The organism is Rathayibacter sp. Leaf248 (assembly GCF_920939495.1).
GTDB classification, from domain to species: domain Bacteria; phylum Actinomycetota; class Actinomycetes; order Actinomycetales; family Microbacteriaceae; genus Rathayibacter; species Rathayibacter caricis.
The window spans coordinates 2,078,860-2,105,417 of record NZ_CAKLAV010000001.1 but is presented as its reverse complement, the minus strand read 5'-3'; the positions used below and the strand labels follow the sequence as shown (position 1 = coordinate 2,105,417).

Here is a 26,558-nt window from a genome sequence, read left to right as displayed (position 1 = left end):
GGGCTGCGGGAGGCGGGTGCTGTGTGGGTGCGGTGGTTCTCCAGTAGTTGCGGGAGACGCGCGCGGTTACCGCAACTTCTGCGGAAGGGCCGGAGGTGGCCGAGGTGTTGGGGGACTCCCCGTGTGGTGCTTCTCCACTATTTGCGGGAAGGGCGCGCGGTTACCGCAACTTCTGCGGAAGTGCGGAAGGGCGGGACGGGACGCGGGTCAGACGTGGCGGCCGGGGCGTTGCACGCCGACGGCGGTGAGGGTGATCGAGCCGGTGGTGCCCTGGGCGGCGGAGGGGGCCGACTCGGGGAGCCGCAGGGTCAGGCGGAGGTGATCCGTCACTCCGTTCGCGAGGGCGGGGGAGGCGGGCAGGTCGATCCGGGCGGTGGCGGGACGGTCGGGCGAGACGGCGGTGATCGTGCCGCCGCAGGTCGCGCCGTCGGAGGACCAGGGCTGGGAGCAGCGATCCAGGGCGATCTGCAGGCCGTCGGAGGGGCTCGCGCCAACCGCGGGCGCCGCTGATTCGAGCTGCAGGGCCGAGACGGCGACGGAGCCGGCGTTCGTGAGGTCGACGAGGCGGCGGGCGGTGCCTCCGGGCACGAGTCCGGTGACGGCCACCGGGACGGTGGTGGCGGTGGTCGCGGTGAACGAGAGGGTGACGACTCCCGAGCTCGTGCGGGCCTGGACGGAGTCGCGCGACGTGAAGAGGGCGGTCGCGGTGGCGGTCCCGGCGAGGACGAGCGCGGCCGCGAGTCCGGCGGCGAGCAGGGTGCGGTGGCGGCGCGGGGGGCGGCGGCGCGTGGCGCGGTGTGCGGCGCGGGTCACGAGGCGGCTCCGGAGGGGGTGCGGGTGGCTCCCTCGGCCGCACCACTCTGCTCCGCCGCACCTTCCTCCGCCCCGCCCGCGGGCCGCCGCCAGATGACGAGCAGCACCGCGGCGACCACGAGCGCGCCGCCGCCCGCGAACAGGGCGAAGCGCGCCTCCGGGGTCGTCAGGGCGAGGGCCGGCCAGCCCAGCAGCGGCACGACGGCCTCCTCGCGCCAGACGCGGGCGTCGCCGATGGTGAGGATCCACGGGTCGGCGGAGGAGTTGTTGTCGCCCTTCGTGGTCAGGGCCAGCTCGCCGGGCTCGCGGCCGCGCAGCTGCGCGGCGTCCGCCTCGGAGTAGACGAGGGTCACCCGGTGGATCACGCGGCGCGAGGACGCGGTCGGGTCGGTGAACACGATCACGTCGCCGGCGCGGATCTCGGCCTGCGCGGCGGGGAGGGTGACGGCGAGGGATCCGACGGGCATGCCGGGGGCCATCGAGTTGGAGAGCACGGGCACCAGGCGGACCACTCCGAGCGCCGACAGGGCGAACGCGGCGACGCCCGCGACCGCGAGCAGGGTGACGAGCACGCCGGCGAGGGCGCGGAGGAGGCGGCGGATCACGCGGGGTCCTCCCGGCGGCGGCGGGCGAGAACGAGTCCGGCCGCGAGGGCGACGAGCGCTCCGAGCAGCGCGGCGCCGAGGTCGCGTCCGGTGACGGCGAGGCCGCCGGGACGCGCGGGGGAGTCGGGGGCGGCGACTCCGGAGTCAGCGCCGGGACCGCCGGCACCGGGCCCGCCAGCGCCGGGACCCCCGGCACCCGGACTCCCGACACCAGGCCCGTCCGCCTCCGCCGCCCCCGCCACCGAGAACACGACCCGCAACGACCCGTCCGCGTCCTCGAGCGCGTTCCCCGCCGACTCCGGGAACGCCACGCGCACCCGGACGCCGACGGTCGCGCCCTCGGCGATCGGGCGGGCGGTCTCGAGCCGGCCAAGCCCGGCGGCGGGCCCCGATCCGAGCGGCACGTCGCCCGAGGCGCAGGTGAAGCGCTCGACGGTGCGGCCCTCGGGAGTGGGCAGCGGAGTGGAGTCGAAGGGGGCGTCGCAGAGGTCGACGGCGAGGCGGAGCCCGTCAGGAGCGGTGAGCAGGGGCCCCTCGGAGTCGAAGCCGACGGTGAGCGCGTGGCCGACCGAGTCGGTGTTGGTCACCTCGGCGGCCCACTCCGACGAGTCGCCGGGCGCCAGATCGGCGAGGGCGAGCGTCGAGGAGGAGCGCTCGCGCACGTCGAGGACGTCGCGCTGCTCGGCGCTCGCCGCGGGCGCGAGGAGGATCGCCGCGGGCGCGAGCAGGACCGTCGCGAGGACGGCGCCGAGCGCGCGGGCGGGATGCATGGTGACTCCGGGAGTAAGAGGGAGGGGTCCGCGCCCGACCACGGGGGCCGGGCGCGGACGGGGTGCTACTTCTGGATGCCGTCGCGCTGGATCGCAGCGGCGGTGTACTGGATGGTCGCCGCGGCGTTCTCGTAGTCGTTGTCGGCGGCCGTGGGCAGCACGAGCTCGACGAGCGAGTTCAGGGTCGCGCCGGTGCCGGTGTCGGACGGGAAGGTGCCCTCGGTGGTCGGGGTCAGGCCGAAGTCGGCCGGGCCGAAGTCGATCGCGTTCGCGAGGCCGCCGATGGTCGACAGCTTGCCCTGGGAGGTCACGGTGGTGTCGCCGCCGCAGGTGTACGGGCCGGTCGGCGCGGTCGAGGTCGTCCAGGCGACCGAGCAGGTGAGCAGGCGGTAGTCGAGGCCGTCGGTGCCGGTGACGAGCGACTCGCCGAGGCCGGTCAGCGCCGGGTCGTCGGTGCCGAGGGTCTGGGCCGTGACGTCCTGGTAGAAGCGGACGGACTCGACGAGGTTGCCGTCGTTGGTCGCGTTCGGCAGCTCGATCAGCAGCGGGCGCTGCACCGTGTCGCCGGGGGCGATGTCGGTGATCACCCAGTCGCCGGTGGCGACGATGTCGAGCTGACCGGCGTCGACGGTCGTCTCGGCGGTGTCGGAGTCGGTGAACACGGCGAAGGCGCCGGCGCCGGCGAGCGCTCCCGCGGCGAGCAGGACACCTCCGGTGAGGGCGATCTTCTTCCACGGGGTCGTGCGGGTGGGTCGGGGTGCTGCGGAGGTCATGGCGACCGTTCCTCTCTGGTCAGTGCCCGGTGCGGGCGTGGTCTCCCTTTCGCAGGACTGCGCAGAGGGAAGCTTCAGGGGGCGAGCGGGCATCAGCAGCCCCTCGCCGAGACGACGGCCGGAGTGGTCACGGCGGTCGAGGCGGGCGACGCGACGCCGAGCCAGCGCTGCAGGTCGGGGCGGATCCGCCACTGGTAGCCGCGGCCCTCGCCGACCCGGTCGTCGGTGAACGACGTGGCCGCGGCGGTGGGAGTCGCGACGACGGTCCACGGTCCGGGCGTCGTGCCGGATGTGCGGCGCTCGAGCGTCCAGCCGGTCGTGCCCGCCACGGCCGCCCACGAGACGAGCACGGTGGGCCGGTTCGCCGTGCAGCTCGCGACGGGGGTCGCCACGACGGCCGAGCGGGTCCACGTGCCCAGGCTCACGGCTCCGCTGGTCACGTCGGTGTCGGTGAAGCCGCGGCGGGTGAGGGGCTGCGGATCGACGGACACGGTGATCGTGGACGCCGCGGTGAGTGCGCCGTCGCTCGCCGTGTACGCGATCACGACCGGCCCGGTGAAGCCGCCGCCGGGCGGCGTGTAGGTGCAGGTCGTGGTGCACGAGAGCGTGCCGCGGGCGGCGGTCTGCGCCGTGAGGGTGAGCGTCGTGCCCGGGTCCTCGTCGGTGTCGTTGGCGAGCGGCGAGATCGCGACGGGCGCGCCTCCGGTGATCGCGACCGCCCGGTCGGCGCGGGCGATCGGCGCGTGGTTCACCGCGGTGACCGTCACCGTGACGCGCACGTTCCAGGTGCCGTAGGTGCTCTGCAGCGCGTAGTCGAAGACGTCGGTGCCGACGTACGCGGCGATGGGGCGGTAGGTGCACTGGCCGCGCGTCGCTCCGGTGTCGACGCAGGTGACCGACCCCTGCACGGGAGTGGCGGGCGCGGGCGACGCCGCGCCTCCGATGCTCTTGGGAGTCGTCGAGAGCTGCGCCCGCGAGAACGTGGCGCCGGTGGCGACCGCCCCGTCGTTGGCCAGCACGTCGATCACGACCGAGCCGCCCTGCACCACGGTCACGGAGTCGGCGACCGGGTCGGGCACGACGGTGATCGCCACGGAGGCGGTGCGGGTGAACGCGGGGCCCGTGGGCGGAGTCGCGGTGACGGTCGCCGTGTTCGCGATCGTGCCGGCCGTGACGTCGGCCGCGGTGGTCGTGTACGTGGCGGTGGCCGTGACGATCTGGCCCGGAGTGAGGCGGCCGGCGGTGCCCGGCCAGGTCGGAGTGATCGTCGAGAGCCCTGCCTTCGGGTCGCTGATCGCGACGCTCGTGAGGGTGGTGTTGCCGGTGTTCGTGGCGCGGAACGTGTAGGTGATGACGGTGCCGGCCGCGCTGATGAACGAGGGGTTCGCCGTCTTGGTGAAGGTGAGGTCGTTGGTGCGGGTGAGCGCGACGGTCTTGGATGCGGTGGACGTGACGGCCGCTCCGCTCGTCGGCGTGCCCGTCGCGGTCGCGGTGTTGAGCACGCTGCCCGCGTCGATGTCGGCCTGCGTGATCGCGTAGCTCGCCGTCGCTGTGACCGTCTGCGCGACTGCGAGCGTGTTCGCGGTGCCCGGCCAGGCGCCGTAGGTCACCGTCGCCCGCGGGTCGGCGATGCCGACGGCCGTGAGCGGCACGTTGCCGGAGTTGGTGAGGGTGAAGGAGTAGTCGATCCGCGCGCCGACCACGGCGGTGCCGGTGAGCGTGCCGTCCTTGGTGAGGGTGAGCCCGGGGGCGTAGCGGATGGGCGTGGTGGCGGTACTGGTGGCCGTCACGGTCGTCGGAGTCGCCGCGAGCGTCCGCCCGCTGACCGTCGCCGTGTTGGTGAGCGCCGTGTTCGCGTTGATGTCGGCCTGCGTCACCGTGTACGGGGCGGAGGTGAAGGTCGCCTGCCCGCCCGGTGCGATCTGCGCGGTGGTCGGCGTGATGCCGGTGACCTTCGGGTCGGTGACCGCGACTCCGGTCAGCGTCACGTTGCCCGTGTTGCGGGCGACGAAGGAGTAGGTGACCGTCTCGCCGACGTCGGCCCGGGTGTTGCCGTTGGTGTCGGCCAGGGCGCCGGTCTTGGCGAGCGTGATCACGGGGGCGGGGGTGGTGATCGGGGCGGTGACGGTGGACGTGTTGCTCGTGATGGTGGTGGTGCCGGAGCGACCCGTCGCGGTCGCGGTGTTGACGAGGGAGCCGGCGACCGCCTCCGCTGCCGTGACGACCTTGCTGCCGGTGCAGGTGACGGAGGCGAGCGAGGCGAGCGTGGTCACCGGGCAGCTCACGACCGGGATCTTCGGGTCGCTGACCGCGATGTTCGTGATGCTGGCGAGCGACGTGTTGGTGACGACGAACTGGTACGGGATCGTCTGGCCCTCGGCGTAGCTCGCGGGCTGCGCGGTGGTGCGGTCGATCTGCTTGACCAGGTTGAGCGCGCCGAGGTCGTTCACGGTCGAGACCGTGACGTTGCGGACGAGGTGGGTGTCGCTGGAGCCGCCGGTGGAGGCCGTGAAGCCGAGCTTGTAGGTGGAGGGGGCGGCGGTGGTCATCGTGAACTGCATGACCTGCGTGAGCTGTGCGGCGGTCATGCCGGCGGAGGCACCGTAGAAGACGGTGACGACCGGGAACGCGGCGGGCGAGACCGTGACGCGGATGGTGCGGCCGTAGGAGGTGGGCGGGTTGGTCGCGTTGAGGCTGATCGCGGTGCGGACGGATCCGAGGGCGGGAGGCGCGACGCCGGCGATGTAGCAGTAGTTCAGCTTCGCCTGCCCGGGCCCGCGCGCGACGATGCGGTTGCCGACCAGGCCGGGAGCCGCCGGAGTCGCGGGGCAGCCCGCGCCGAGCCCGCCCGACGCGTTCGAGAAGTTGCCGTAGGCGTCGAGCCCGATGCCCAGGTATCCGCCGTTCACCCCGTCGACCGTCGTCGACTGGCCGTAGCCGAGCGATCCGCCGGGCGCCCCCGCCGCCGTGAGGTTCCGCGACCCGTCGGTGAGGAAGAACCCGATGCCGTCGGCGCCGTTGAGCCCCAGCGCGGTCGAGTACTGGTACTGGTCGAACAGCACGTCGATCCCGCCGGTCGCCGGGATCGCCCGGTTGAGCACCGCGCCGCCCTTGCTGTTGGTGCGGTTGTCGGTGAGCTGGAGGAAGCCGAGGTCGGCGGTGGTCGCGGGCGAGGCCGTGCGGTTGGCGCAGACACCGAGGTTCGAGGCCCCGGCCGGAGGGGCGGTGGTCGCCTTGGTCAGGCAGGCGCTGTCGAGCATCTGCCACGCGGAGTCGGGCACGCTCGTGCCACCGAACGACTCCTGGACGAGGAGGGTGGCGGCGTCGGCTCGTTGGGCGGCGGTCGGTCCGATCACGAGGACGGCGGCGAGGAGCGCGAGGACGAGGGTCAGGGCGATCGGGCGGCGGGATGCGCGGTGGGCGGGGTCGGTGAGGCGGCGCCGAGATGCGCGCACTGCCGCCATGATCCGATCCCCCTGGGAGCGCTCACCGGACCGTCCGGGCTGAGCGGATACGAAGATACGGTTGCGGCGGGAGGGGCCTTGTCCCCCTAAGAAGGCACGCGGGGGAGGGGTGCGTGTGCCCCTTCTCGAGGTGAAGTCAGGAGGCGGTCATCCGGCGCTCATAGACTTCTCAGGGTCGGGCGCTCATGGCCCCGCGGGCTCGTCGCTGAGGGCTATGCTTCCGCGCCGTTGTTGAGATCGGCCGATACGCGGAGCGCGTTCGTCCCGCGTGAGCGATGCGGCGTCGTCTCCGACACGTGGCGGAGAACGGCACCCCTCTGACGCGAGATCACGTCGGTCCGGGGTCTGCTCCGGAGCGGTATCGGAGTGTCACGAGGACACTGCGCGGTGCGGTCGAGTCGCCCGGAAGGGCTCGTTCTCTGGAGCGAGAACGAGCCCTTCCGGGCACCTCAGTGCAGTCAGCGCGGGATGTAGGTCCCCAGGTCGGTCCGCGCGATCCGATCCGCCGCGACTGCCCCCGCGATCGTGTCCTCGACCAGCGCGCGGATGTTGTCCGTCATCCGCTGGATGCCGAGGAACGACATCGTCGCCCGCATCAGGGCGAGGTGGTCGATGCCGGGAGCGGAGCGGACGCACAGAGCGACGGCGTTGATCGCCTCGAACGGGTCGATGTGCTCGTAGATCCGATCGACCGCCACGTAGGCCCGGAGGCGAGCGGTGCGGTGCGAGTGCGGGTCCTGTCCGGCGGCCCAGAGGAAGCCCGGATCGTCCGCCCGGCGCAGCCCCTCCGGGAAGCAGCGGAGGATGCTGTCGGCGCGCACACCGTGCACCTTGAGAAGCCCGAACGCCCCGGCGACGAGCTTGGCGGCCCGGATCTCGTGGATCGGGCCCTCGGCCTCCACGATCTGGACCACGAGGTCGGCGATCAGGCGCGTCGGCTCCGGCGACGGCAGTGCGTTGAGCAGATCGAGGGTGCCGACGGTGTGTGCAGGCCAGCTGGTGTAGCCGAGCTCCTCCGCTGTTCTCTCGACGACTGAGGATGCGGCGCCGTCAGCGAGAGAGGAGGAAACACGCTCGACGTCTCGTTCGGTAGAGCGCTCGGTGTCCCGAGAGGGGAACCTCTCGACGATCGGCGGAAGGTACAGGGACGACGTACTGCGGACGAGCAGCACGTCGTCCTCCCGGTCCGCCGCTTCGTCGACGGGCACGAGCTCCAGCGGAAGCTCGAGTGGCTCCGGCACGGCCGCTGCGACGCGCGCCGCTTCGAGCTCCCGCCGCTCCCGCATCTCCGCATCGGCGCGATCGACCGCCGCCCGCAGTCGCGCGATCACGGCGTCGCGATCCGCGAGCCACTCCGGCAACCAGACGCGTTCCACGGCCGGCCAGCCCATCGCGTTCTTCAGCACCGACTCGGGAAGCCCGTCCCTGTCGCTGACCGTCCGGCGTCGACGCCAGGACGGACCGTCGAGCAGCACGGCGACGAGCGGTCGATCGGGCTCCTCGACGGTCGACAGCGCGACGTCGACGCGGAACTCCGACAGCCCGATGTCGGCCCGTGCAGAGAGGCCCGCCTCGATCAGCGCCTGTGCGAGTTCATCGCGGTGCGCGTCCGGGAGCGACGCCCGATCGAGGGAGCCGTCCGCCGCTCCGAAGCCGGCCTGCGCGATCTGCAGGTACGCCTTGAGGTGCTTCACTCCGACCGACTGTGTCTCGTCGGCGCGCAGTTCGGCCGGGTCGAAGCTGCAGTAGAGGACCACCTGACGCCGCGCTCGTGTGACGGCGACGTTCCAGCGCCGCTCGCCGCCGGCGCGGGTCAGCGGCCCGAACTGCAGCGGCACCACGCCCTTGTCGTTCGCGCTGAACGCGACCGAGAAGAGGATCGCGTCGCGCTCGTCGCCCTGCACGTTCTCGAGGTTCTTGACGAAGAGACCGTCCGACACATCGAGCGACTGGGCGACCCGCGCGTCGGTGGATCCGCGCAGCATCCCGTCGATCAGATCGCGCTGCTGGGCGTTGAAGGTGATGATGCCGAGGGACGGGATCTCCTCGGGAGAAGCCTCGAAGCGCCGGTGGACCTCGGCCACGATGGCCTCTGCTTCGGCGGGGTTGGTCCTCAGCGCCTTGCCGCGCCCGGTGCGGATAAACGAGCCCGCCACCCGGACGAACGAGATGCCGTAGCCGTCGTGACCGGTCCCCGTATCCCCGTCGTGCGGAGTCGGGAACGACGAGAGCCGGCTGTCGTAGTACCGGCTGTTGCTGAAGGCGATCAGCCGCTCGTCCTGACTGCGGTAGTGCCACGACAGCCAGCGCGAGGGCACGCGGGCCTGCGACGCCTCCGAGAGGATCGACTCCTCGTCGACGACGGTCTCGGCGGCTGCCGCCTCGTCGTCGGCGGCCCCGGTCTCGGCGAAGCTCGTCGGGGGCATCTGCTTGCTGTCGCCGACGATGACCGCACTCCGTGCGCGTCCGAGAGCACCGACCGCGTCCGCGACGCGGACCTGCGATGCCTCGTCGAAGACGACGATGTCGTAGAGGTCGGAATCGACGGGGAGGAACCGCGCGACGGATTCCGGACTCATCAGCGTGCAGGGAGCGATCTGCGTGATCAGCGGGCCGAACTCCTCCATCAGCTTCCGGACCTTCATGCCGCGCAGCTTGTACTCGAGTTGGCGCTTGAGGCCGCCCATCATCGAGGTCGGGACGGAGCTCAGATCGCGGCGGGCCAGCACCTGCGCGGGGATGATCCGCGGGAGCTCGTCGCGGACGGCGCTCGCGCCGGTCGTGTAGCGACCGAGCAGCCGCTCGTGCGCAGAGGTCTCGAAGCTGTCGAGCTCGGTCCCGGCGAGGCGTTCCGCCACTGAGGCGGATGCCACGCCCTTCTCGAAGGCGAGCAGAGCCTCGTCCGCCGGCTCCGTGCCCTCGAGGTAGTGCTTCCGCGCGGTCGTCATCAGGGCCGCGCGGAGGGGCTCGAGCTGCTCCAGGAGGGTCAGCCAGGCCTGCAGCGACCTGACCGCCGTCCGACCCGTTCCGCGCTCGACGGCCGACGCGCGCCAGCGCTCGAGGACGGGCAGGCCGTCGGCCCACTCGTTCAGTTCCGTCGAGGGCGCGCCAGCGAGCGAGAGCACGGCTCGGTACGCGTCTCCGAAGCGCAGCAGTGCGGCCCCGAGTTCGACCCGGTCGGACCGTCGGTACACCTGACGCAGCAGGTCGCGATCGACGACGTCGTTCGCTCCTTCACCGTCGACCACGAGTCGCCGCAGTCGCCGCAGGACCTCGATCTCGTCGGCGATGGCTCGGAGGGCATCGCCGTCGAACGGGCTCCAACCCGCAGGTGCCAGCGGTGCGGGGATCTGCTGCACGCGCCCGCGCAGATGCTCCGCGTAGCTGCGTGCCTCGAGCAGACGGTCGACGAGGGGGACGAGACCGTCGAGCGGAACGCTCTCGGGGTCGACCCGGAGATACGGAGCGAGCCAGTCCCGGACGCCGCGTCTCAGCCGCTTCCGCGAGAGCAACCCGGCTTCGTCGGCTGCGACCGCCGACGCCCGGAGGCTGTAGAGGTCGCCTTCGAGCACGGCCTCCCGCACCCTGTCGAGCACGTCGAAGTGTGTCGGGACGAGCCGGAGCAGTTCGTCCTGGGTACTCGCGAAGTGCGCATCCCAGCCGGGATCGACGAACTGGTCGAGCACGGACGCGGGCCGGAGCTCGGCCTGGGTGAGACGGATCGCTGGCGCAAGCACGGCAGGGTCCGAGGCGCTCGAGAGCCCGGCAGTCGGGAAACCGAGGCGGTCGAGGTCGGCGAGGGCGGCGTCGAGCTCGTCCGATGCCGGCGCGAGCTGCTCCGCGAGCCCGGGAGCGAGCCGGGTCGGCGAGACGAACGACCAGGGGTGGCCGCGCCGAGGGCGTGCGGCATCCGATGCGTCGGAGAGGAACCGCAGCGCCTGCCGGATGCGATCGAACTGCTCGGAGGTTCCGTTCTCGACGAGCGGCAGCGGCACCTCGAGAGGGCGCACGTGCTCCTCCGCGAGTACCTCGCGCTGGCGCGCCTCGTACAGCGAGAAACCTGCTCCGTTCTCGTCGTGGACCCTGCCGGCGTACTTCCGGAGTCCCCGAGCAGTCGACTCCACCACCAGTTGCTTGGATTCGAAGCCCTGCTTGTCGGGCCGGACCGAGAAGTCCAGGGCCGCACGGATCTGAGCGCGCGCCTCCGCCGGCCGTGCGCCCTTGTCGTGCAGATCTAGGCAGAACGGCCCCAGCCCGACCTCCTCCAGCCGCCGCTTCACGACGTCGAGCGCCGCGCGCTTCTCGGCGACGAAGAGGACCCGCTTGCCCTCCGCGAGGGCCCGTGCGAGGAGATTCGTGATCGTCTGCGACTTGCCGGTTCCAGGAGGGCCTTCGAGCACGAAGGTCTTGCCGGCGACCGCCGCGGCGACCGCTTCGAGCTGCGACGCGTCGGCCGGCACGGGAACGGCGGCGGCCAGGGCGTCGAGATCGAGCGTGAGATCCTCCCCGGCCGGGTCCTCGAACGGCTCGAGCGGCGAATTGATCAGGTGCGAGACCAGCGGGCTCTTCGCCAGCGTCTCCCACTGCTCGTCGAGGTCCTTCCAGAGCCGGTACTTCGCGAACTGGAGCACGGCGAGGTCGACCGTCTCCTCGACGCGGAACGGCAGACCGCGCTCGGCGAGGGTCGCTCGGACGGAGTCGAAGGCGACCCGCAGGTCGATGCCCGACTCGTCTTCGGCGGGCGCGGCGAGCCCCGGCAGGTCGAGACCGAGACTCACCCGCAGCTTCTCGATGAGGCAGAAGTTGGGTGTCGACGAGCCCGACTCGTCCAGCGTGATCGTGAAGACGGAGCCGCGCGATGTCTCCTTGATCGTGACCGGCACGAGGACCATGGGGGAGCGCAGCTCGCGATGGTCGAGGGTCCAGACGAGCGTGCCGAAGGCGAGGTAGAGGTTGTTCGCGCCGGTCTCCTCCACGATCGTCTTCGCCGACGCGGCGAACTTGCGGAGCTTGTCGGTGTATGTCGCGGTCGTGACGTCGACGAAGACCCGCTTCTTGCCGAACAGCATCTCGGTGCGGGACTGCTCGGGCATGTCCCGTCCGAAGCGGATGCCGCGCTCGCGCTCGATCTCGGGGATGTCGTCGGACGCGACCAGCTGCACCGGTGCCGCACGGTTGACGATGTCCTCGAAGCGGGCGAGGTCCGCTCCGGGCACTGCCAGGGAGAAGCCCGCGCGGTTCGTGTAGTTGATCAGCCGGTTCCGGAGGCTGAGGTCGAGCAGGGCGTTCTTCCACGTGGCGACACGCGCGGGTCCGGTGGCGACCTCGCGGCGCCGACCGCGGTTCTCGCCGCCGAAGTCGAAGACGAACTCCGACCCCGCCAGGGTGTATTCGTGGACGGTGACAGCGCCTTGGGCGTCGACGGACCGGCTCGGCAGCGGGTAGAGGCCGCTGTTGCGCGCCTCGCGCACGTCGGCGACCCCGAGCAGCCCGGCACTCCCCGTTGCGAGGTACGAGCGGGCGGTCTGCTGCGCCTGCGCGATCGTTCGGGAGTCGCCGGTGAGCATGGTCGTCTCGACGACGCGGATCCGATCCATGTCGGCGTAGTTCACGGCGGTACTGGCGTCGAGCGAACCCGCTGTGCCGAGGGTTGATTCGACCCGCCAGTAGCCGAGGAAGATGTGCCCGGGCAGGAGCCAGAGAGTGCTGTTGATCCCCGCCTGCTCCAGCGCCGCTGCGAGAGTCAGAGTCAGATCGAGGCAGGTGCCGAGGCGCCCGTCGAGCACGTCGGCCGGGGTGCGGACTTTCTGCCCGTCCTCTCCCCAGCTGGCAGGCGGCTCGGTGTAGGCGATGCCGCGCGAGCGGATCGAGTCCCACACCGCCTCGACGATGCTGTCGACGCGCTCCTCGCTCTGGCTCTGGTATCCGTCGAGGTCGGAGCGACCCGTCGCCGCGCCCAGTCGCTCCGCTGCGTCGCGCAGAACCGCGCCGACCACCGCGGCGTTCGGCTGCACGAAGGACGAGAGCAGCTCGAGCCCGAGCTGGAGCGGCCGTGCCTTCCACTCGCTCGCCGCGAGGACGGTCACGTCGATGGAGGCCTCGGCGAGACGATCGCCGTCGGCGGTGCGCAGTGTCGCGCGGATGCTTCCCGGTCGACGCTGCTCGACGGCGAGCATGCGGCCGGGATCGAGGGTCAACGACACGTTCTCGAGCGGCTTGTCCTGGCCGGCCGCGAGGTCGAGGCGGATGGTCCGCGGCCCACCGAGGGAGCCGTTGGCATCGACGACCTCGAGGTCGAGCGACGCACCGCGGAGCTCCTCGCCGGAGTTGCGGACGAGGATCCGGGTGACCGGCTGGATGCGCGCGTTCGCCATGGCGTAGGAGAGCTCGTCATGAGCGTCGATCTCGATGACGAGGGCCGGCGCATCGACCTGAGCCGGGTCCGCGCTGTCCGGCTCATCCGCGACCGAGGTCGGTTCGGCGTAGCGTGCCGCACCGCGAGGACGAGTCAGAGACGGCTCTTCCTCCGCTTCGGGTGGGGTGGCATCGGAGCTGTGCTCGGCGGTCGTCTTTCCGAGATCGACCATCCGCAGGGCATCCGCGCCGACCTCAGTTGGCGCGGGTTCGTCCACCGCCGGAGCCGCGCCCTCCTCCTGCGCAGGAGCCGACCGCCCGGCGGTCGCACGATCCGCCTCCGCCAGGATCCGGAGGCGCACCTCGCCCAGTTCCTCCGCGAGGTGGTCCATCGCGATCTCCTGCAGAAGGGTCTGGGCCGCCTCGATCGCACGATTGGTCTGCGCTCGATCGAACTGCTCGCCGTGCGCCCACAGGTTGCGCACCGACTTCAGATACTTGAGGCATCCCTCGGCCACAGGCGAGATCGCTCGCGCGAAAGGCGATCCGAGCGGATCGATCGGCTGCGTCAGCAGTCGGACCAGGAGCGAGAAGTCACGCTCGCCGTATCGCTGGCCGCTGTACCTCGGGTTCGCTTGAGCTCGGTCGTGCCGCTGTACGACGACCGTCCAGTTCTCCCCCTCGCCGATGTGCGGCGCGAGCACGCTGCTCACCGTCGGGAGCAGTCCGTCGACGACCACGACCAGTGCGCGGTCGATGAGCTGGCGGTACTCGAGATCGTTCATCCGACGGGGTCCCCCTCCGATCCGTCGCGCGGCGCGCCACGGCGTTGCTCGATCCTATTGAGGGGTGCCGACACCGACGGTCGAGGATGGGGGAATTGCCTACCTCCGGCCCAGTGTGCGAGGTCCGTCAGTTCGTCCCCGCCGTGTCGAGGTGCCCGGTGATCCGCCCGACCAGCACCAACCCGTTCGAGCTGTACGTGTCGCGGAAGTACAGGCGCGGTGCGTTCCCGCGGTGCGTCGCGAGCGGCACGTGCGCGAACATCTCGATCATTCCGTCAGCCGAGATCTCGACTGGCGCCTTCACCTGCCGCTGCCGACGCATCCGCGGGTCGTTCCGCACCGTCTCGCTCTCCTGCCAGGCCACCCGTGGGAAGCGGTTGAACCGGCCTCCCGGCGTCTGCTCGATGTACCCGCGCAGGGTCTCGGAGAAGACGCCCTCCCGCCGGCACATGACGTACGCATCGGCCGTTGCCAGAGCATCCCAGGCTTTCTTGACCGCAGCGACCCCCAGCGCGCTCTGCGCGTCGAGCTCGCGGGTCTCGTCCGGGTCGCCGAGGAAGAGGAGCCCGTCGAGCTCACTCATCCGCTCGAGCAGCTCGCCGAAGGTCGCCGGGTAGTCGATCTCAGGGGTCGGATCGACGACGAGCGTCACCGCGTCCTGCGGGTGCACAGCGAAGAGCCGGCGGCTGAGCCGAGTCTCGCGGTCGCGGATCTCGGTGAGCCGGTCGTAGAGGTCGTCGTTCTGCTGCACCAGGTCGTCGCGCTCGGTCCGAGCGAAGTCGAGCGCGTCGTGAAGCTCGCGTAGGCGGAGGACCGAATCTTGAGCCTCCTGCTGCGCGCGGCTGTACTGCTCGAAGAGGTCCTCGACGAAGGCGCGGTCGAACTCGCCGCTGGAGGTCGGAGTCGTCGCCTCGGCGTACCGCCGCTCGAGCTCCTGATAAGGAGCGGCGCGGGAGGCGCGGAGCAGCTCGTAGTCGGCCTCGCGCAGGATCCGGGGGAGGGGTGTCCGTGCGATCGCGGCGATCTGAGCGTTGCGGATCACCCGGTTCAGTCGGCGCCGATCGGAGTCGGCGAGCGAGCGCGCCTGCAGGATCCGGTGGCGGAAGCCGTCCTCCGGGTTGCCGGGATCGGCCCCGGGCAAGAACGTCCGCATCGCTCCCGCGGGCACCCGGTGGAAGCGGCCGAGCTGCGCCCCCAGCTCGTCGGCCACCGCCGAGGCCACGACGTATCCCACGGCGAGTCCCTGCGTTCCGCGCACGATCCTGCTCAACGACTCGCTCCAGCGATCCACCGCGACGCCGTCGGGAGGCACGCTCACATAGACCGCCCCGATTCGGGAGTCGTCCCGGACGATGTCGACCAGCTGCTCGACGTGCGAAGGCGTCGCGATCACTTGGAAGTCGGCCCACGGCTCGGCGCGTCCGTCCACGAAGGGGACCGCATCGATCAATCGCGAGACGAATCGCGGAGTGCCCGTCTGCTGCGGCTCGACGCGCGATTCGCCCCGGGCGTCCTCCAGCGTCAGCGACGGCGGCTCGATGTCGACCCACACCCACGTGCGCTCGGCCGTCTCGACGACGGTCACGTCGATGAGCGCGAGGCGGCTGGTGTCGGCATCTGCGTACCACGGAGGAGGAGTCCACGTCTCGCTCAGACGCCAACGCCTCGCGGCGATGCCCCGCCCTTCGACGGCCGAGACCTCCACGGTCGCCTCACCGACCCTGGCCGAGCCCTGAGGCGGCAGATTCTCGAAGCCCTTCTCCACGAACCACTCGGCGAGGATCTCGTTGATCCGCTCGCGGTGCTCGGTCGAGGTCTCGGTGGACAGGATGGAGCGGTAACCCACGGGCATGGCGGTGTCCTTCGACGGCGAAGCGGTTGCAGGGGACTCTAGCTACCGGAACGTGTGGCGAAGGCCGACGGCCGACCGAAGAGGTAGTTCTTCTCATCGTCGGTCATGCGCTCTGCTCACGGAGGTGACCGGGTGTCTGCCGTTGCCGGTAGCGTCGAGATACCCGACATCTGGTCGCCTCGAGTGGCCCTGAACGATCTACGAGAGCTCGCATGTCTTCATCGCACGAAGTCAACCCCGGCACCGACGTAACCTCGGCGGAGGAGCCGAGTATGAGTCTCGTCGAGATCGAACCAGGAGTGGCAGTCCTCTTCGCCGACAAGGCGCCGACCGATCTCGATCTCTTCGCGTTCGAGATGATGAGCGGGCCGAAGCGCCAGGAGCTCGTCGACAAGCTCGGCGTCGCCGTTGGTGGCGGCAATGTGCTTGCGCAGGGGATCTCGGGAGCGATGTCTGCCCAGGGTTTGGTGCGGCTGGCCCCGGAGACTCTTGCGGGGTTGAAGACGGCGCAGCCCATGGTCTCGGGCGGCTGGAACCTCGGCTCGCTCGTGAGCGACGGGAAGATCGTTTCGTCAGTGCGGTGGGCGCCTGCAGCTGGAGCGCAGAGCGCAACTCTGCTCTCCGCACTCGGACCCGCTGCCGCTCTACTCGCACTCCAGCTCCAGCTGGCGTCGATCTCCCGCCGGGTGGACGAAAACATCGTGCTCACCCGCGACGTCCTCATGGCACTTCACGGTGATCAGTGGGCCACGCTCCTCGGACTGCACGAGACGACGATGCGGGCCGCACGAGAAGCTCAGACGGCCGGCATGGTCAACGACCACATCTTCGCCGCTGTGGCGACGAGGGAGGCCGACCTCCGGAAGCAGCGTCACCTTTTCGCGAGCTTCATGAAGCGCCACCTGGACGCGCTCGATACCGACGCGAAGAGCCGACGCACCTACCTCCAGCGGAACATTGAGCCGATCCTGGCCGACGCCCACGGGCTTCTCATGGCGGAAGGCTCGTGGTACCGCTCGCAGGTTCTGCGCGCCGGCCGGATCAGCCACGACACGGCGAACTCGGTCGAGAACGAGCGACTCCTCGCCGGCCTCGTCGAGGAGACCGAGCGGGAGCACACGAAGGCGATGGAAGACATCGCCCGGCTGCTCGGCGAACTCGAGCGCCAGTGCCGTCTTCTCGTCGAGCTGCCCGGCGAGCCGAGCATCCCGTTCACCTCGAAGCGCCGGAACATCCGAGTTGCCGTGGCGATGGCAGGCGCTTTAGCGGAGCGGGTCGCCGAGATCCGGAACCGCCCCTATGCGAAGCCGGTCGCGCTCGAGCCGACCGTGGCCGTCTTCAACGGCGAAGCTCCCGCGGAGCTCCTCCGCATTCTGGGCTTGGTGCTCCCGGAGGATAGCGAGCTCCTGGCGCTCGCCGACGTCAATCTCGAGCGTCTCGTCGGAGCGAACGCCTACCTCGGCATCACTCGCGATCGCGTGTTCATCTCTGAGCAGGGCGCGCTGCGCAAGCAGGGTGCCGTCGAGCGCGAGTTCCCGCTCGCCGACATCCGCTACGTCCGCTTCACGGAGCGCGCGGGACAGAGCCCCGTGCTCGACGTCATCACGAAGGACGAGAACATCAGACTCACCTTCGACGGATGGGCGACGAAAAGGGCGGGCCTCGAGGGCGCGCGCCGACTCGGCAATCTGCTTGCTGCAGCTATGGACCTGCCTGATGAGGAGCGACGCACCGATCCGCTGCTCGTTCGCGAATCAGGGGGCGAGCACGCCCTCTGTAGCTAGCTTCCCTGCACCCTTTGAAATGGAGAGTCGGCGGCGTGCGGGTTCACCGTACTGTAGACAAACAGCGAGCCATGTCGCTGGAAGGTGATGCGGACGAAGTAGATTCACCGAACCTGTCGCAATGCCCGGTGGTCGCCGCTTGAGCGGACTGTTGGAAGCGGGGCAAGTTGCACCTGCGACACAAGCGACGTCGAGCGGAGCATGCGCCGAACGGAGCATGCGCCGAACGGCCTTTCTTGGCTGCGGCCTCGGTGCACTTTCGGGAGTTATCCTTAACGTAGTGCTGTTTAGGAACCAAGTTGAGAGCAGCGTTATCGGCTTTTTCCCGAACTACTGCCGGACCTCGCGGATGTAGGTGATGCCAAACGCCCGCACCTGCCGAAACTCCTGGCGGCTGCTACCGAAGTCGAACCAGCTACCCTCCGCCTTTTGGAAGATGTCCAGACCGCGCCCGAGATTGATTCGCCACCCTGTGTTCGTTCGGATCCATCGGTCATGACCGCCAGGGTCTTTTTCGACGTGGACTCTAATTCCCTGCTTTGCAGCCCCATTTACAATCTGGTTGAGCATCTGGAGCTGACGCCTTTGGTGCTCAGGATCCTCCTCGAGCAGGGTAAAGAGCTTGAAGGCCACCTCGTCCGCCGGGTCCTTGATAGAAGCAATGAGCGCCAGCAACTCGACGAGGTTTCGCCCTTGGTGCGACTGGCGAATGTAAGGATCGTGGAGCTCGATCTCAGAGGCGCCTCGTAGGTATGGCAGCAGCAGACTCTCATAGGAAATGCCGCGCTGATTCTCCACGAAATCGGTCTGTCCTTCGTGCAGCTTTGCGTTCGTGGATGCGGCCACCGCGATGGGTTGTCGCTGCGCAGGCTGAAGGCCCGTCGGCTCGTGGTCAGGCGTCGGACTCTCGATTCGATCACGATGGTAATGCCTGGGGTATTCATCTTCCTCGAGCGTGGTGACGGCGGTCCACTCCTCATTCGTCGAAGTGAAACCAAACTCGACTGCCGCCATTGTGTCGTCGATCCGCAGAATTTGGTCCTTTACGCGCTTGCGGCCCTCGATCGCAAGTCGCAAGATCTCTTCAATCTCCGCAGTCGTCGCCTGCTCATGTGGGTAGAGCAACTTCATGAGACCGGAAAAGGTCTTGTGGATGCCGTCGCGATCACGAGTCGAGATGTCCGAGCCGAGGGTGAAGTGCGGCTGGTACCGGTCGGAGTAGTCTAAGTCCCGCATCGACTTGAGTACCTCGGCGATGTAGTCGACGACGAACCCGTAGCCGTTTGAGAACATCTCGCTACGGATCGTGTGGACTTCCCATCCCGGGATGTAGAAGTGCAACCGATCGAGGAATGCCGAGTCGTGATAGCTCTCTGGCAGCTCGTCAAACAGGTCAGAGTGCTTGAGCATGTACGGGACCGTGTGCGATGTGTTGCCGACGAACACCATGGACGCCTCGGCGCCGAGAGTCTCGACGCCACGAGAGAACGACTTGTTCGCCATGTAGTTCTTCATGATGTCGACCAGCGCCTTGTCGGTTCGCTTCTTCTTACCCGCGAACTCGTCGAAGGCCACCGCGTCCCAGTACCCGACGAGGCCGAGGCGACCATTGGCGTTGTTGACGAACAGCTTGGGCACGGTGACCTCTCCGCCGGAGATCAGCATGCCGTGTGGCGAGAACTCCGAGTAGATGTGCGACTTGCCGGTGCCCTTCGGACCGAGCTCAACGAGGTTGTAGTTCCGCTCGGCGAACGGGATCAGACGGATGAGCTGCAGCAACTTGGCGCGTCGCCCGAACATCTCGGGGTTGAACCCGATGGACTGGATGAGCAAGTCGATCCATTCGTCGGTGGCGAACTTCGCGCGGGACTCAAGGTAGCCCTGGTAGTCGAAGTTTGACAGTTGGACCGGCTTCAGGCTCCCCAAAATCCACGGCACGACACGGGCATCTTCGTTGTGGAAGTACTCGACATCGCAGAGGCACCACACCCCACCGACCAAAAGCTTCTGATTCGCGGTGACGGTCCTCGCCTCGACGATCACACCGCTGATGCCGAGGTTCGCGAACGACGCCTGGTAGACGTCGTCCTTCTCGTTCAGCGTGACGCTGACCTTGTCAATTATTCGGAAGCGGCCCTTCTCGCGGATCTTCGACTTGACGAGTTCCGACTCGTTGCGGTGCACGTAGTGCTGGGCAAGGATACCCCGCACTTTGTCGATGCCTGCCTGGATCGTCGCTTCGTCGTCGGATGCCGCGTATTGGCCGAGCAGGTATTCCAGCACGTACGACGGCACTATCGCGTTGCCCTTGACAGCCTTGACGAGATCCTTGCGAACAACGGCACCAGCGAAATGCTCGTTGATTTTCCGGTCGAGTTCGCTCTCCGTGGGGGTCTCCTGTGTGGCCTCGCTATCGATCGCGTCCGCGAGAGGCGAGGCTGCCGTGAGGTCGATGTCGTCGCTCATTAGAAATCCCATCCGTCGTCACTCGCGAAGGCGCGCTTTACCGTGTACGGCACACTCCGATACTTCTTCCACTGGTCGGTGCCTTCGATCGGCTCCGACAACCGGAACTCAACGCTCTGGTTGTTTGCGCTGTCGGCGTCTTTGCTCAGCAACAGGGTCACACTTTGGAACCGGTCGCGTCCCTCCGCGCTGTCCGAGTCGAAGGTCATCTCTTGCTCGTTCGAAATCAGTTGGTCCCCGAAGTAAAGCCCAGCGCGCAGCCGCCGCGCGGGCCGGTTCGGCTCCACCTTCGTCGACTGGTACAGCTTCACCACGACCTGCCCAGTCGTGATCTTGTCAGACTCCGGATGGATCTCAACGTTGATGGACTCGACTGTGTCGCTACGCCCCTTGTTGATCGAGATGACGGGCACGATGATCTCCTGCAGCGACGCTCCTCCATGCACAAACTGAAACCCGGCGCCGGGCTGCACGATGCGCTGGATTGAGTTCGGGATCTGCACCTCAAGATCGCTCGAAAGGCCGATCTGCTCCGGCTTGAATGTCCGGAATGCGGGGTCCTGCTTCAGACCTCGGCCAAGCACATAGCGACGCTTCTCAGCTACGATTTTCTCGCCCTGCGGCTTTGCGGTGAGGTTGAACTGTGGCACCAGCGCCGACCGCTGGTACAAGAAGCCGTGGTCCGCGGTCACGAAGATGTTCGTCGCGTTCGCGCTCGCGAGCTTCTTGATGATGTCGAGCAGCTCGCGCATGGCGTCCGCTGCGGCAGCGAATGTGCGATGCTCTGACACCGCCTTGTCACCGGTGGCGTCGATCGTGTCGTGGTAGACGTACAGCACCTGGTGGGATGCGTAAAGATCTCGGCGGTCGCCCGGCTTCATCTCAATGAAGGTCTTAGCTTGGATCGCTGCTCCACCAACAGAGCCAAGAATTTTCGTCCGGTTCGCAGTGCCGTCCGACTTCTGTCCGTCGACGAGTACGGGATCGCCGTTTGGCGAATGTGCCAGCGTCCGGTTCGGCAGCAGAGATGCCATTCCCAACTGGGTGTAGCTCGGAAGCACGCCCAGCATCGCTTCAATCTTCGCTTCGAACTTGTTCTCCCCGCGGATGGTCGAAGTGAGCTCTTCCGCGACCTCGTAACGCAAAGCATCCGAGATGACGACGACTGCCTTCTTACGGCCCTTGAGAATCTTGGCCACGTAGTGCTCGTAGAACGATGATTGCGATGGGACGTTCAGAGTGCGCCAGCGCTCTACCCCGTCGACCTGTGCCTGCCAGCTCGCGCCGAGTTTCGCCAGGAAGTCGGTGACGTACGCGTTCTCCACGAGGTTCCCCAACGTTTCGAGCGGCTGTTTGAACTCCGCAGTCAGGTAGGCATGGGTGAACAGTCGGTAGAGCTGATCGATGCGGAACCATTCGTCGCGATATCGTGTCAGCCCGTCGTCGAAGGATGCGATCTCGAGTTTCGCAGTTCGGATCGCAGGGATCAGTTCTGCCGCGGCGCTCAGCCCGTCGTACAAGGTCGCATAGTCGTCGGACCAGAAGCTTTCGCGGCGTCGGGCGCTGATCGTGTCGAGGACATCTCGCGTCGACATCCTCTGCGACACGATGCTCTCGACGAGACGGTGGATGACTTCACGCTCGGATACCTCGAAGACATCTGTGTCTTGGATCATCTCCCAGGGTAGCTGCGAAGCGACCTCCTTGTAGGCGAGGTCGTCTTCAATCTTCCGCGCAAGTACCTTCATCGCGGGTGCGCTCCGCTTGGAATCGCGGAAGCTGCGGAAGTCGATAGCGAGATTTCGTACCTTGCTTGAGGAGGCAGTATCGAAGCCCTCGACGGCGCGTTGGAACATCCACAGCGCGAAGCCCTCGATGGTCGGCGCGGTCGTTGCATAGCCGTAAATGTGCTCGGCGCCGGCCCAATGGAAGACCGCGAGATCGTGCTTCTGAAGGGCCTCAACCCCTGCAGCGCCGCCCTCGGCGTACTGGATGAGCAGCGTGCGCGTGAGCTCGGAGAAGCTGTGCTCCTTTTGCCCTAGCAAGGCCGCGCACATCTTCGCGCGCACGACAGTCGGGTCGTCTCCAGGCGAGAGCAGTGCTCGGAACCTAGACACCAACCTGCTGTCCCCGAAAAACCTGGAATACTGCGCGACGAGTTCGGCGGCGCCCGGTCCGGTCAGGCCGAGGGTCGCCCCCATGAGCGCGCTGCGGTCTGCGGTGAAAATCGGGCCGTTCGCGAGCTCAATGTCCAGCAGCCAGTTCCCCACGCCCTCAGGCACACTGCCGGTGCGATAGACAAGGAACTTCGACACCTTGTCCTCGCGCAGGATCCGATGTTTGAGAGCGAACTCGTTGTAGGCAACGCGCAGTACCGTGACGCCCACGGGCAACTGACCGTCGAGCTCATCGGCATAGCTGCCGTCAGCGTCGTGCCACACGACGATCCGTGCGCCCTCGAATCGGGCTTCGAGATGATCGGCGATAGTTGGCGTGTTACTCATTCTTTGTCCTCGTGATCGCGGCATGGACCGAGTGCTCCGCGCGCGGCGCACTGCTGGGCGGCGCGGCGAATCTTTGCAATGCGCTGCCGAAGTTTTTCCTTGGGCGGCTGGGCCGTCCAATACTCCGCCACCACCATGCCGTCCTTGTGCATCTCAAGGAGCGCGACCTGCTCACGACTCGTCTCGGTGCACAGGATGAGTCGGAGCGGCGCTTCCTCGTCGTTTCGACGCTCGCAACGGTCAAGCCACTTCGAGTACAGGTCCATCTGTCCCTTGTAGACGGGACCGAACTTGCACAGCTTCAGCTCCTCCGCAGTCAGGCGGTGCAGTGGCCGGGAGTAGAAGGGCAAGTCGAGGTAGAAGCCGTCGTTGTCGACGATCATCCGCTTCTGCCCCGCCACGAAGCTCCAGCCATTGCCGACTTCGAGGAGGAACGCCTCCATCCGCGGATCAGCGCCTTTTCGAGGTCGCGCTCCGCGGACGCGGCTTTGAGCTCGAAGAAGTCCACGCAATATGGGTCGGTGAGGGCGTCTAATGGCACCGAGGATGCACCGGGAGTCTGCGCATTGGCGATCTCACGGCGCTCGAAACTCTGACGTCCAATTAGTTCACGGAGGGCGCGAACGCTGAGCCGCGCATCAAGTGCCTGCTTGACGGAGAAGGCTCGCGCCTCGTCGGAGTAGACCTGAATGAGCGCCCTAAAGTGAGTCCAACTCAATTGTTGGCACAACGAGGCCACAATCTCTCCGGCGTACCCAGCACGCTGCTCACCAAGTACCTCCGCGTCGGTCAGATGGCCGATCTGCCAGTTCATCATCGTGAGCGCAGCGTTCGCCTGTGACGCTATAGACGTGCGAGTCTGCTCGATCAGGGCCGCGACACGATCGATCAGGACGCTCGCTCCGCCGTCCGCGATCCGTTCTAGGTCAGCCATCGCTCGCCTCCAGCGCTGCGATCTTCTTCACCGCTGGCCGCAACTTCGGGTAGTTCACTTTCACGCCATCATCAAGATCGATCGCAATCTGCTTGGTTGCGAGCGGGTAGAGCACATCGTGCTCGTAGTCTCGCAGCTCGGCAAGCACCTTGCGGAGCCGGTCGGCCTCCTTCTGGTTCTTGACCGACCCGCCACCGACTGCAGCCATTTCGGCCTGTTGGAGGGCGACCGTGAGCTTCGCCTCGTACTCGCGCAGGTACTCGTTGAGCACCGTCGAGGCCGTCGACGGTGTGTAGCGGTGCAGGTAGATCAGTGCATTGAACGACCCCTTTGGACTAGAGAACATCCAGTAGATCGGTCGCTGCTTGTATCGCTGCACGTGATCGTCGTAGAACTTCGACTTGCCCGACTTCGTGATGAAGTAGTCGCGCAGTGTCGTCACACCGAGCGACTCCTCGACGAAGCGCAGATTTTCCTCGAAGTGTTCGGCGGAGAAAGACGCACGCAGGAACTGTCGGAACCGCTCGACGATGTCATCCTCGAACCACCCGTCGTCCACGAACGGGATCACGTTGTCAGTGTCGGGTGTAAACGTCGGCGCAGGGACCTTAGCGAGGTAGTCCTGGAGCGTGGAACCCTGATCGGCGAGAATCAGGCCAGGCTCGTCGAGACTGTAGCGGCCGAACATACAACCAACCGCGTAAGACAGAAGATCACGAGCAAGATCTGCCGCAGAGAGCCGATCGTATTCCTCCGCAGATTTCCCTGCGCCGTATCGATAGGCAGGGTTAGCAAACAATGAGTGCTCCTCTTGGGGAATCCGAATAGGATTCGCAAGCCCCGCAGCGGCCGTTACCGCACGCTCAATCTGATTTTCCAGCTCGATAAATTCCTCAGTCATTCGCGAATTCAGGCTAAGGGTGTCCGACACTGTAGCCGACAGGGCCTTCGCTCTAGATGGGATGAGAACCGGGCTCGCGAAATCGAGTGAGAGCTCATCTCGATCCCAGTCACGTTTACTCAGCTCGCGACATAAGCGGCCCTGGGAGGGATCAATCTCGACGAAAGGAAAATCAAGGAACGATGACGGACGCAAATTGAGCGTTGGATTGAACTCCTTGACCAACGATGCGATTGTCCGCGAATTAAGATACGAAGAGATGCTATCGATGTCCGCACCATCAGCGACTACGAAGCAACTTGCATCATTATGGACTAGACGATCATCACCAAAGCGAAATGATGGTATCTTCGTGCCAACTTTCGACCAAGAAAGGTGTGGGCGAAAGTAGATTCGAGAGTTGCGGATTACCGCCCCCTTGCTCTCGCGCTTTAGAACCTCGCCATCACCACGCCAGTCCATTACACTCAAGGTCGGGTCGTACCAACGCCTGAACTCGCCGCCTTTAGTAGAAGGCGTCCACTTCGCCGTATCGACGCCATCCCGCCCATCGAGATTTAAGTCAGCTTGGCTGACTTCGAACCAGTAGCGAACATATTTGGAGTTTTCGCCAGTCTGCGACCCAACACCCGCTTCTACATAGTTCCGCAGAGCGGTTCCGGCCAAAAAGTCAGATAAAGCCGCGTCTGCAAAGTATGCCAGGATCGCCCGGTGCGCGTCGATAAAGTCTGCAGATTTGCGATGGTAACGCATCGGGTGCCCCGGATCATCAATCATGGTGCGAAGCTCCGAATCACGATCAGCGATGTCGACCAGTCGTAGGTAGACTCCGGATGCAGCGGAGGTAGCCTGCCGAAAGACCGTAGCAACAACAGCTACCACTTCTCCGCCGAGCGAGTCGAAGACGCCAGTGCCGAGGTGACAGAGGGTAGAGATGCTCCGTGTACCGAGAATCCGGCGCCTGAATTGCTCAAACGACGACAAATACATCCAACTTTGCATCGTCACAAGTGCACTTATGCCACCGCGAAGCGTCATCGAACCGGCTCGAGAGATGAAGCTCGCATCGAGCCCTCCGGCAGAGTCCGAATAGTGAGCATCAACGAACTCGATAAGTCGAGCCCCCATATTCCCGCGCCCCATGTACGGAGGGTTTGCAACAAACGCGGCATATTGCGTCGACAGTGCCTCACCTTGCTTTACAAGCTTCCAAGCGCGTTCAACCGCCTGCGCGTAGAGGATGTCGTTCGCAACGTTTACGCGTTCGAGCGCGGTCCTCGCGTTCGTCACCTGCCAGGCATCCGGCTGGATTAGCGCGCCGAGGGTGTCCGCGTGCTCGAACTGAGTCCAGAACGCCCCGCCAGTCGAGCTGCCCCCTTGCTCCGCGGAGATTACCTGGACCTCGTCATCCCTTAATCTAATCGGCTCGATCACGCAGATCTTCGGCTCTGTAGCACGCGTGAAGAATCGGCGGTCCTTCGCCCGCGCCTTCATGGTGAGCGCGAACGCCGCGAGCGCACCAGCGCGTGGGTCGATCTCGGTGCCATGGATGTTGTGCGTAAGGATCAAGCTCGGGATCTCAGAGGGTGCATAGCCTTCCTCGTCATAGATCGCGTAGAGGAGATCGAAAGCATAGGTGAGCATGTGACCCGAGCCGCAGGCTGGGTCGATCACGGTCAGCTCTTCTGGACCGGAGAGCTTCAGGAAGTCGATCTCCTTATCGGCCGGTGCAATGTAGTAGCCCATGCGATCGACGAGTCGGGATGCTGGCCGGTTGAGCATCCACAGTCTGCCGACCGAGTTCTCAACGAGGTAGCGGACGATCCAGTGCGGCGTGAAGAGCTGCGTAGCGGCAGGGATCTCGTCAGCACCGGCCTTCTTGTTCTGTTTGAACCCGGCGAATACCTCGTCTTTCCGCTCGGAGATGTAGAACTGGTAGAGCCAGCCGATCACCTCGACGTCGTCGCAGACTTCTTCAGTAAGCACCTTACGAGTTCGTGCGACGATGCCGCCGTCGGCGAGCAGGCCGGCGGGAACCAGCAGTTCGGTGTAGTCGCCTTCGCGTTCGAACATGAACGGCATCGACTTGTGCCAGTAGCGGCAGTGCTCGGTGAGTAGCAACGCGTACGCTTCGCCCTCCGCATCGGTGCTACGGCGAGTGCCATCGAGCAGGCCGAGAATGGCGCCCCGCGTGGTAGAGCTCGTGACGACATCGGCGTCGATATCTCCGCGCTTCGCATCGGCGAGGATCTCGGGCTGGCCGTGTGGTTGGCCCTGCGCGGGCGAGACGATCCCAGCGCCCATGTAGCCCTTCGCGTCCATGAACCGCAGTGCGATGAGCCGGTTGAACCAGGTGTACGCGACCTTGTCGATCACGTGCTCGTGGCCGTGCACTGCGATTTCGGTTTCGAGTCGACGCACCGTCTCCGCTCGCTCAGTTCGGGCGACGGATCCGGGGGCGAGCACTGCCGACGCCTGCGCCGAGACCGCAGAGATCAGTTCGCGGCGAGCAGCTTTCGCAAAATTCTCTAGGTCTTTCGTGTCCATGCTGGT

Annotated in this window: 13 protein-coding genes; 1 reads left to right on the top strand and 12 read right to left on the bottom strand. The window is 66.9% G+C overall.

What is annotated here, in order from left to right; genetic code table 11:
- Positions 1 to 207: 207 nt before the first annotated feature.
- The 7 genes from LRG51_RS10115 to LRG51_RS10085 form a co-directional block, all read right to left on the bottom strand.
- Positions 208 to 813 carry a peptidase gene (locus LRG51_RS10115; RefSeq protein ID WP_230672586.1) on the bottom strand — a complete coding sequence of 202 codons (606 nt, stop codon included), beginning with the start codon at positions 811 to 813 and terminating at the stop codon, positions 208 to 210.
- The gene (locus LRG51_RS10110) at positions 810 to 1,418 is read right to left on the bottom strand and encodes a signal peptidase I (RefSeq protein ID WP_055785437.1); all 609 of its coding nucleotides are present in this window, start codon (positions 1,416 to 1,418) and stop codon (positions 810 to 812) included. Before LRG51_RS10110 ends, LRG51_RS10115 begins: the two co-directional genes overlap by 4 nt.
- Complete coding sequence (locus LRG51_RS10105) at positions 1,415 to 2,188, bottom strand: hypothetical protein (RefSeq protein WP_055785440.1); 774 nt, start codon at positions 2,186 to 2,188, stop codon at positions 1,415 to 1,417. Before LRG51_RS10105 ends, LRG51_RS10110 begins: the two co-directional genes overlap by 4 nt.
- A gap of 65 nt (positions 2,189 to 2,253) precedes the next feature.
- A complete protein-coding gene (locus LRG51_RS10100; protein WP_055785443.1) occupies positions 2,254 to 2,961 on the bottom strand; it encodes a TasA family protein in 708 nt (235 codons plus the stop codon).
- Between the two features lie 92 nt (positions 2,962 to 3,053).
- Complete coding sequence (locus LRG51_RS10095) at positions 3,054 to 6,425, bottom strand: DUF7507 domain-containing protein (protein ID WP_230672584.1); 3,372 nt, start codon at positions 6,423 to 6,425, stop codon at positions 3,054 to 3,056.
- Positions 6,426 to 6,883: 458 nt separating this feature from the next.
- Positions 6,884 to 13,564, bottom strand: coding sequence for a DUF3320 domain-containing protein (locus LRG51_RS10090; RefSeq protein ID WP_230672581.1), 6,681 nt, complete (start codon positions 13,562 to 13,564; stop codon positions 6,884 to 6,886).
- Positions 13,565 to 13,691: 127 nt separating this feature from the next.
- The gene (locus tag LRG51_RS10085; protein ID WP_230672579.1) at positions 13,692 to 15,416 is read right to left on the bottom strand and encodes a hypothetical protein; all 1,725 of its coding nucleotides are present in this window, start codon (positions 15,414 to 15,416) and stop codon (positions 13,692 to 13,694) included.
- A gap of 272 nt (positions 15,417 to 15,688) precedes the next feature.
- Between LRG51_RS10085 and LRG51_RS10080 the strand changes: the two genes are divergently transcribed.
- Positions 15,689 to 17,200, top strand: coding sequence for a DUF1446 domain-containing protein (locus LRG51_RS10080; RefSeq protein WP_230672577.1), 1,512 nt, complete (start codon positions 15,689 to 15,691; stop codon positions 17,198 to 17,200).
- A gap of 330 nt (positions 17,201 to 17,530) precedes the next feature.
- On the opposite strand, the gene brxL is transcribed toward LRG51_RS10080, so the two are convergent.
- The 5 genes from brxL to pglX are packed head-to-tail and all read right to left on the bottom strand — an operon-like array spanning position 17,531 to position 26,552.
- Positions 17,531 to 19,666 carry a BREX system Lon protease-like protein BrxL gene (gene brxL, locus LRG51_RS10075; protein WP_230672575.1) on the bottom strand — a complete coding sequence of 712 codons (2,136 nt, stop codon included), beginning with the start codon at positions 19,664 to 19,666 and terminating at the stop codon, positions 17,531 to 17,533.
- On the bottom strand, positions 19,666 to 22,170 hold the full coding sequence (gene pglZ, locus LRG51_RS10070) for a BREX-1 system phosphatase PglZ type A (protein WP_230672573.1): 2,505 nt from the start codon (positions 22,168 to 22,170) through the stop codon (positions 19,666 to 19,668). Before pglZ ends, brxL begins: the two co-directional genes overlap by 1 nt.
- Positions 22,167 to 22,613 (bottom strand): PDDEXK nuclease domain-containing protein, encoded by a 447-nt coding sequence (locus LRG51_RS10065; RefSeq protein WP_230672571.1) that lies wholly within the window; start codon positions 22,611 to 22,613, stop codon positions 22,167 to 22,169. The genes pglZ and LRG51_RS10065 overlap by 4 nt, the downstream gene beginning before the upstream one ends.
- Positions 22,550 to 23,104: a DUF1016 N-terminal domain-containing protein gene (locus LRG51_RS10060; protein WP_230672569.1), complete on the bottom strand. Its 555-nt coding sequence runs from the start codon at positions 23,102 to 23,104 to the stop codon at positions 22,550 to 22,552. Before LRG51_RS10060 ends, LRG51_RS10065 begins: the two co-directional genes overlap by 64 nt.
- Positions 23,097 to 26,552 (bottom strand): BREX-1 system adenine-specific DNA-methyltransferase PglX, encoded by a 3,456-nt coding sequence (gene pglX, locus LRG51_RS10055; RefSeq protein WP_230672567.1) that lies wholly within the window; start codon positions 26,550 to 26,552, stop codon positions 23,097 to 23,099. Before pglX ends, LRG51_RS10060 begins: the two co-directional genes overlap by 8 nt.
- Between the last annotated feature and the right edge of the window lie 6 nt (positions 26,553 to 26,558).

Bases quoted from the DNA above. Each gene is read 5' to 3' on its own strand.
- LRG51_RS10105 (WP_055785440.1), bottom strand. From the start codon at position 2,188: ATGCATCCCGCCCGCGCGCTCGGCGCCGTCCTCGCGACGGTCCTGCTC.
- LRG51_RS10100 (WP_055785443.1), bottom strand. From the start codon at position 2,961: ATGACCTCCGCAGCACCCCGACCCACCCGCACGACCCCGTGGAAGAAG.
- LRG51_RS10095 (WP_230672584.1), bottom strand. From the start codon at position 6,425: ATGGCGGCAGTGCGCGCATCTCGGCGCCGCCTCACCGACCCCGCCCAC.
- LRG51_RS10090 (WP_230672581.1), bottom strand. From the start codon at position 13,564: ATGAACGATCTCGAGTACCGCCAGCTCATCGACCGCGCACTGGTCGTG.
- LRG51_RS10085 (WP_230672579.1), bottom strand. From the start codon at position 15,416: ATGCCCGTGGGTTACCGCTCCATCCTGTCCACCGAGACCTCGACCGAG.
- LRG51_RS10080 (WP_230672577.1), top strand. From the start codon at position 15,689: ATGAGTCTCGTCGAGATCGAACCAGGAGTGGCAGTCCTCTTCGCCGAC.
- brxL (WP_230672575.1), bottom strand. From the start codon at position 19,666: ATGAGCGACGACATCGACCTCACGGCAGCCTCGCCTCTCGCGGACGCG.
- pglZ (WP_230672573.1), bottom strand. From the start codon at position 22,170: ATGAGTAACACGCCAACTATCGCCGATCATCTCGAAGCCCGATTCGAG.
- LRG51_RS10065 (WP_230672571.1), bottom strand. From the start codon at position 22,613: ATGGAGGCGTTCCTCCTCGAAGTCGGCAATGGCTGGAGCTTCGTGGCG.
- LRG51_RS10060 (WP_230672569.1), bottom strand. From the start codon at position 23,104: ATGGCTGACCTAGAACGGATCGCGGACGGCGGAGCGAGCGTCCTGATC.
- pglX (WP_230672567.1), bottom strand. From the start codon at position 26,552: ATGGACACGAAAGACCTAGAGAATTTTGCGAAAGCTGCTCGCCGCGAA.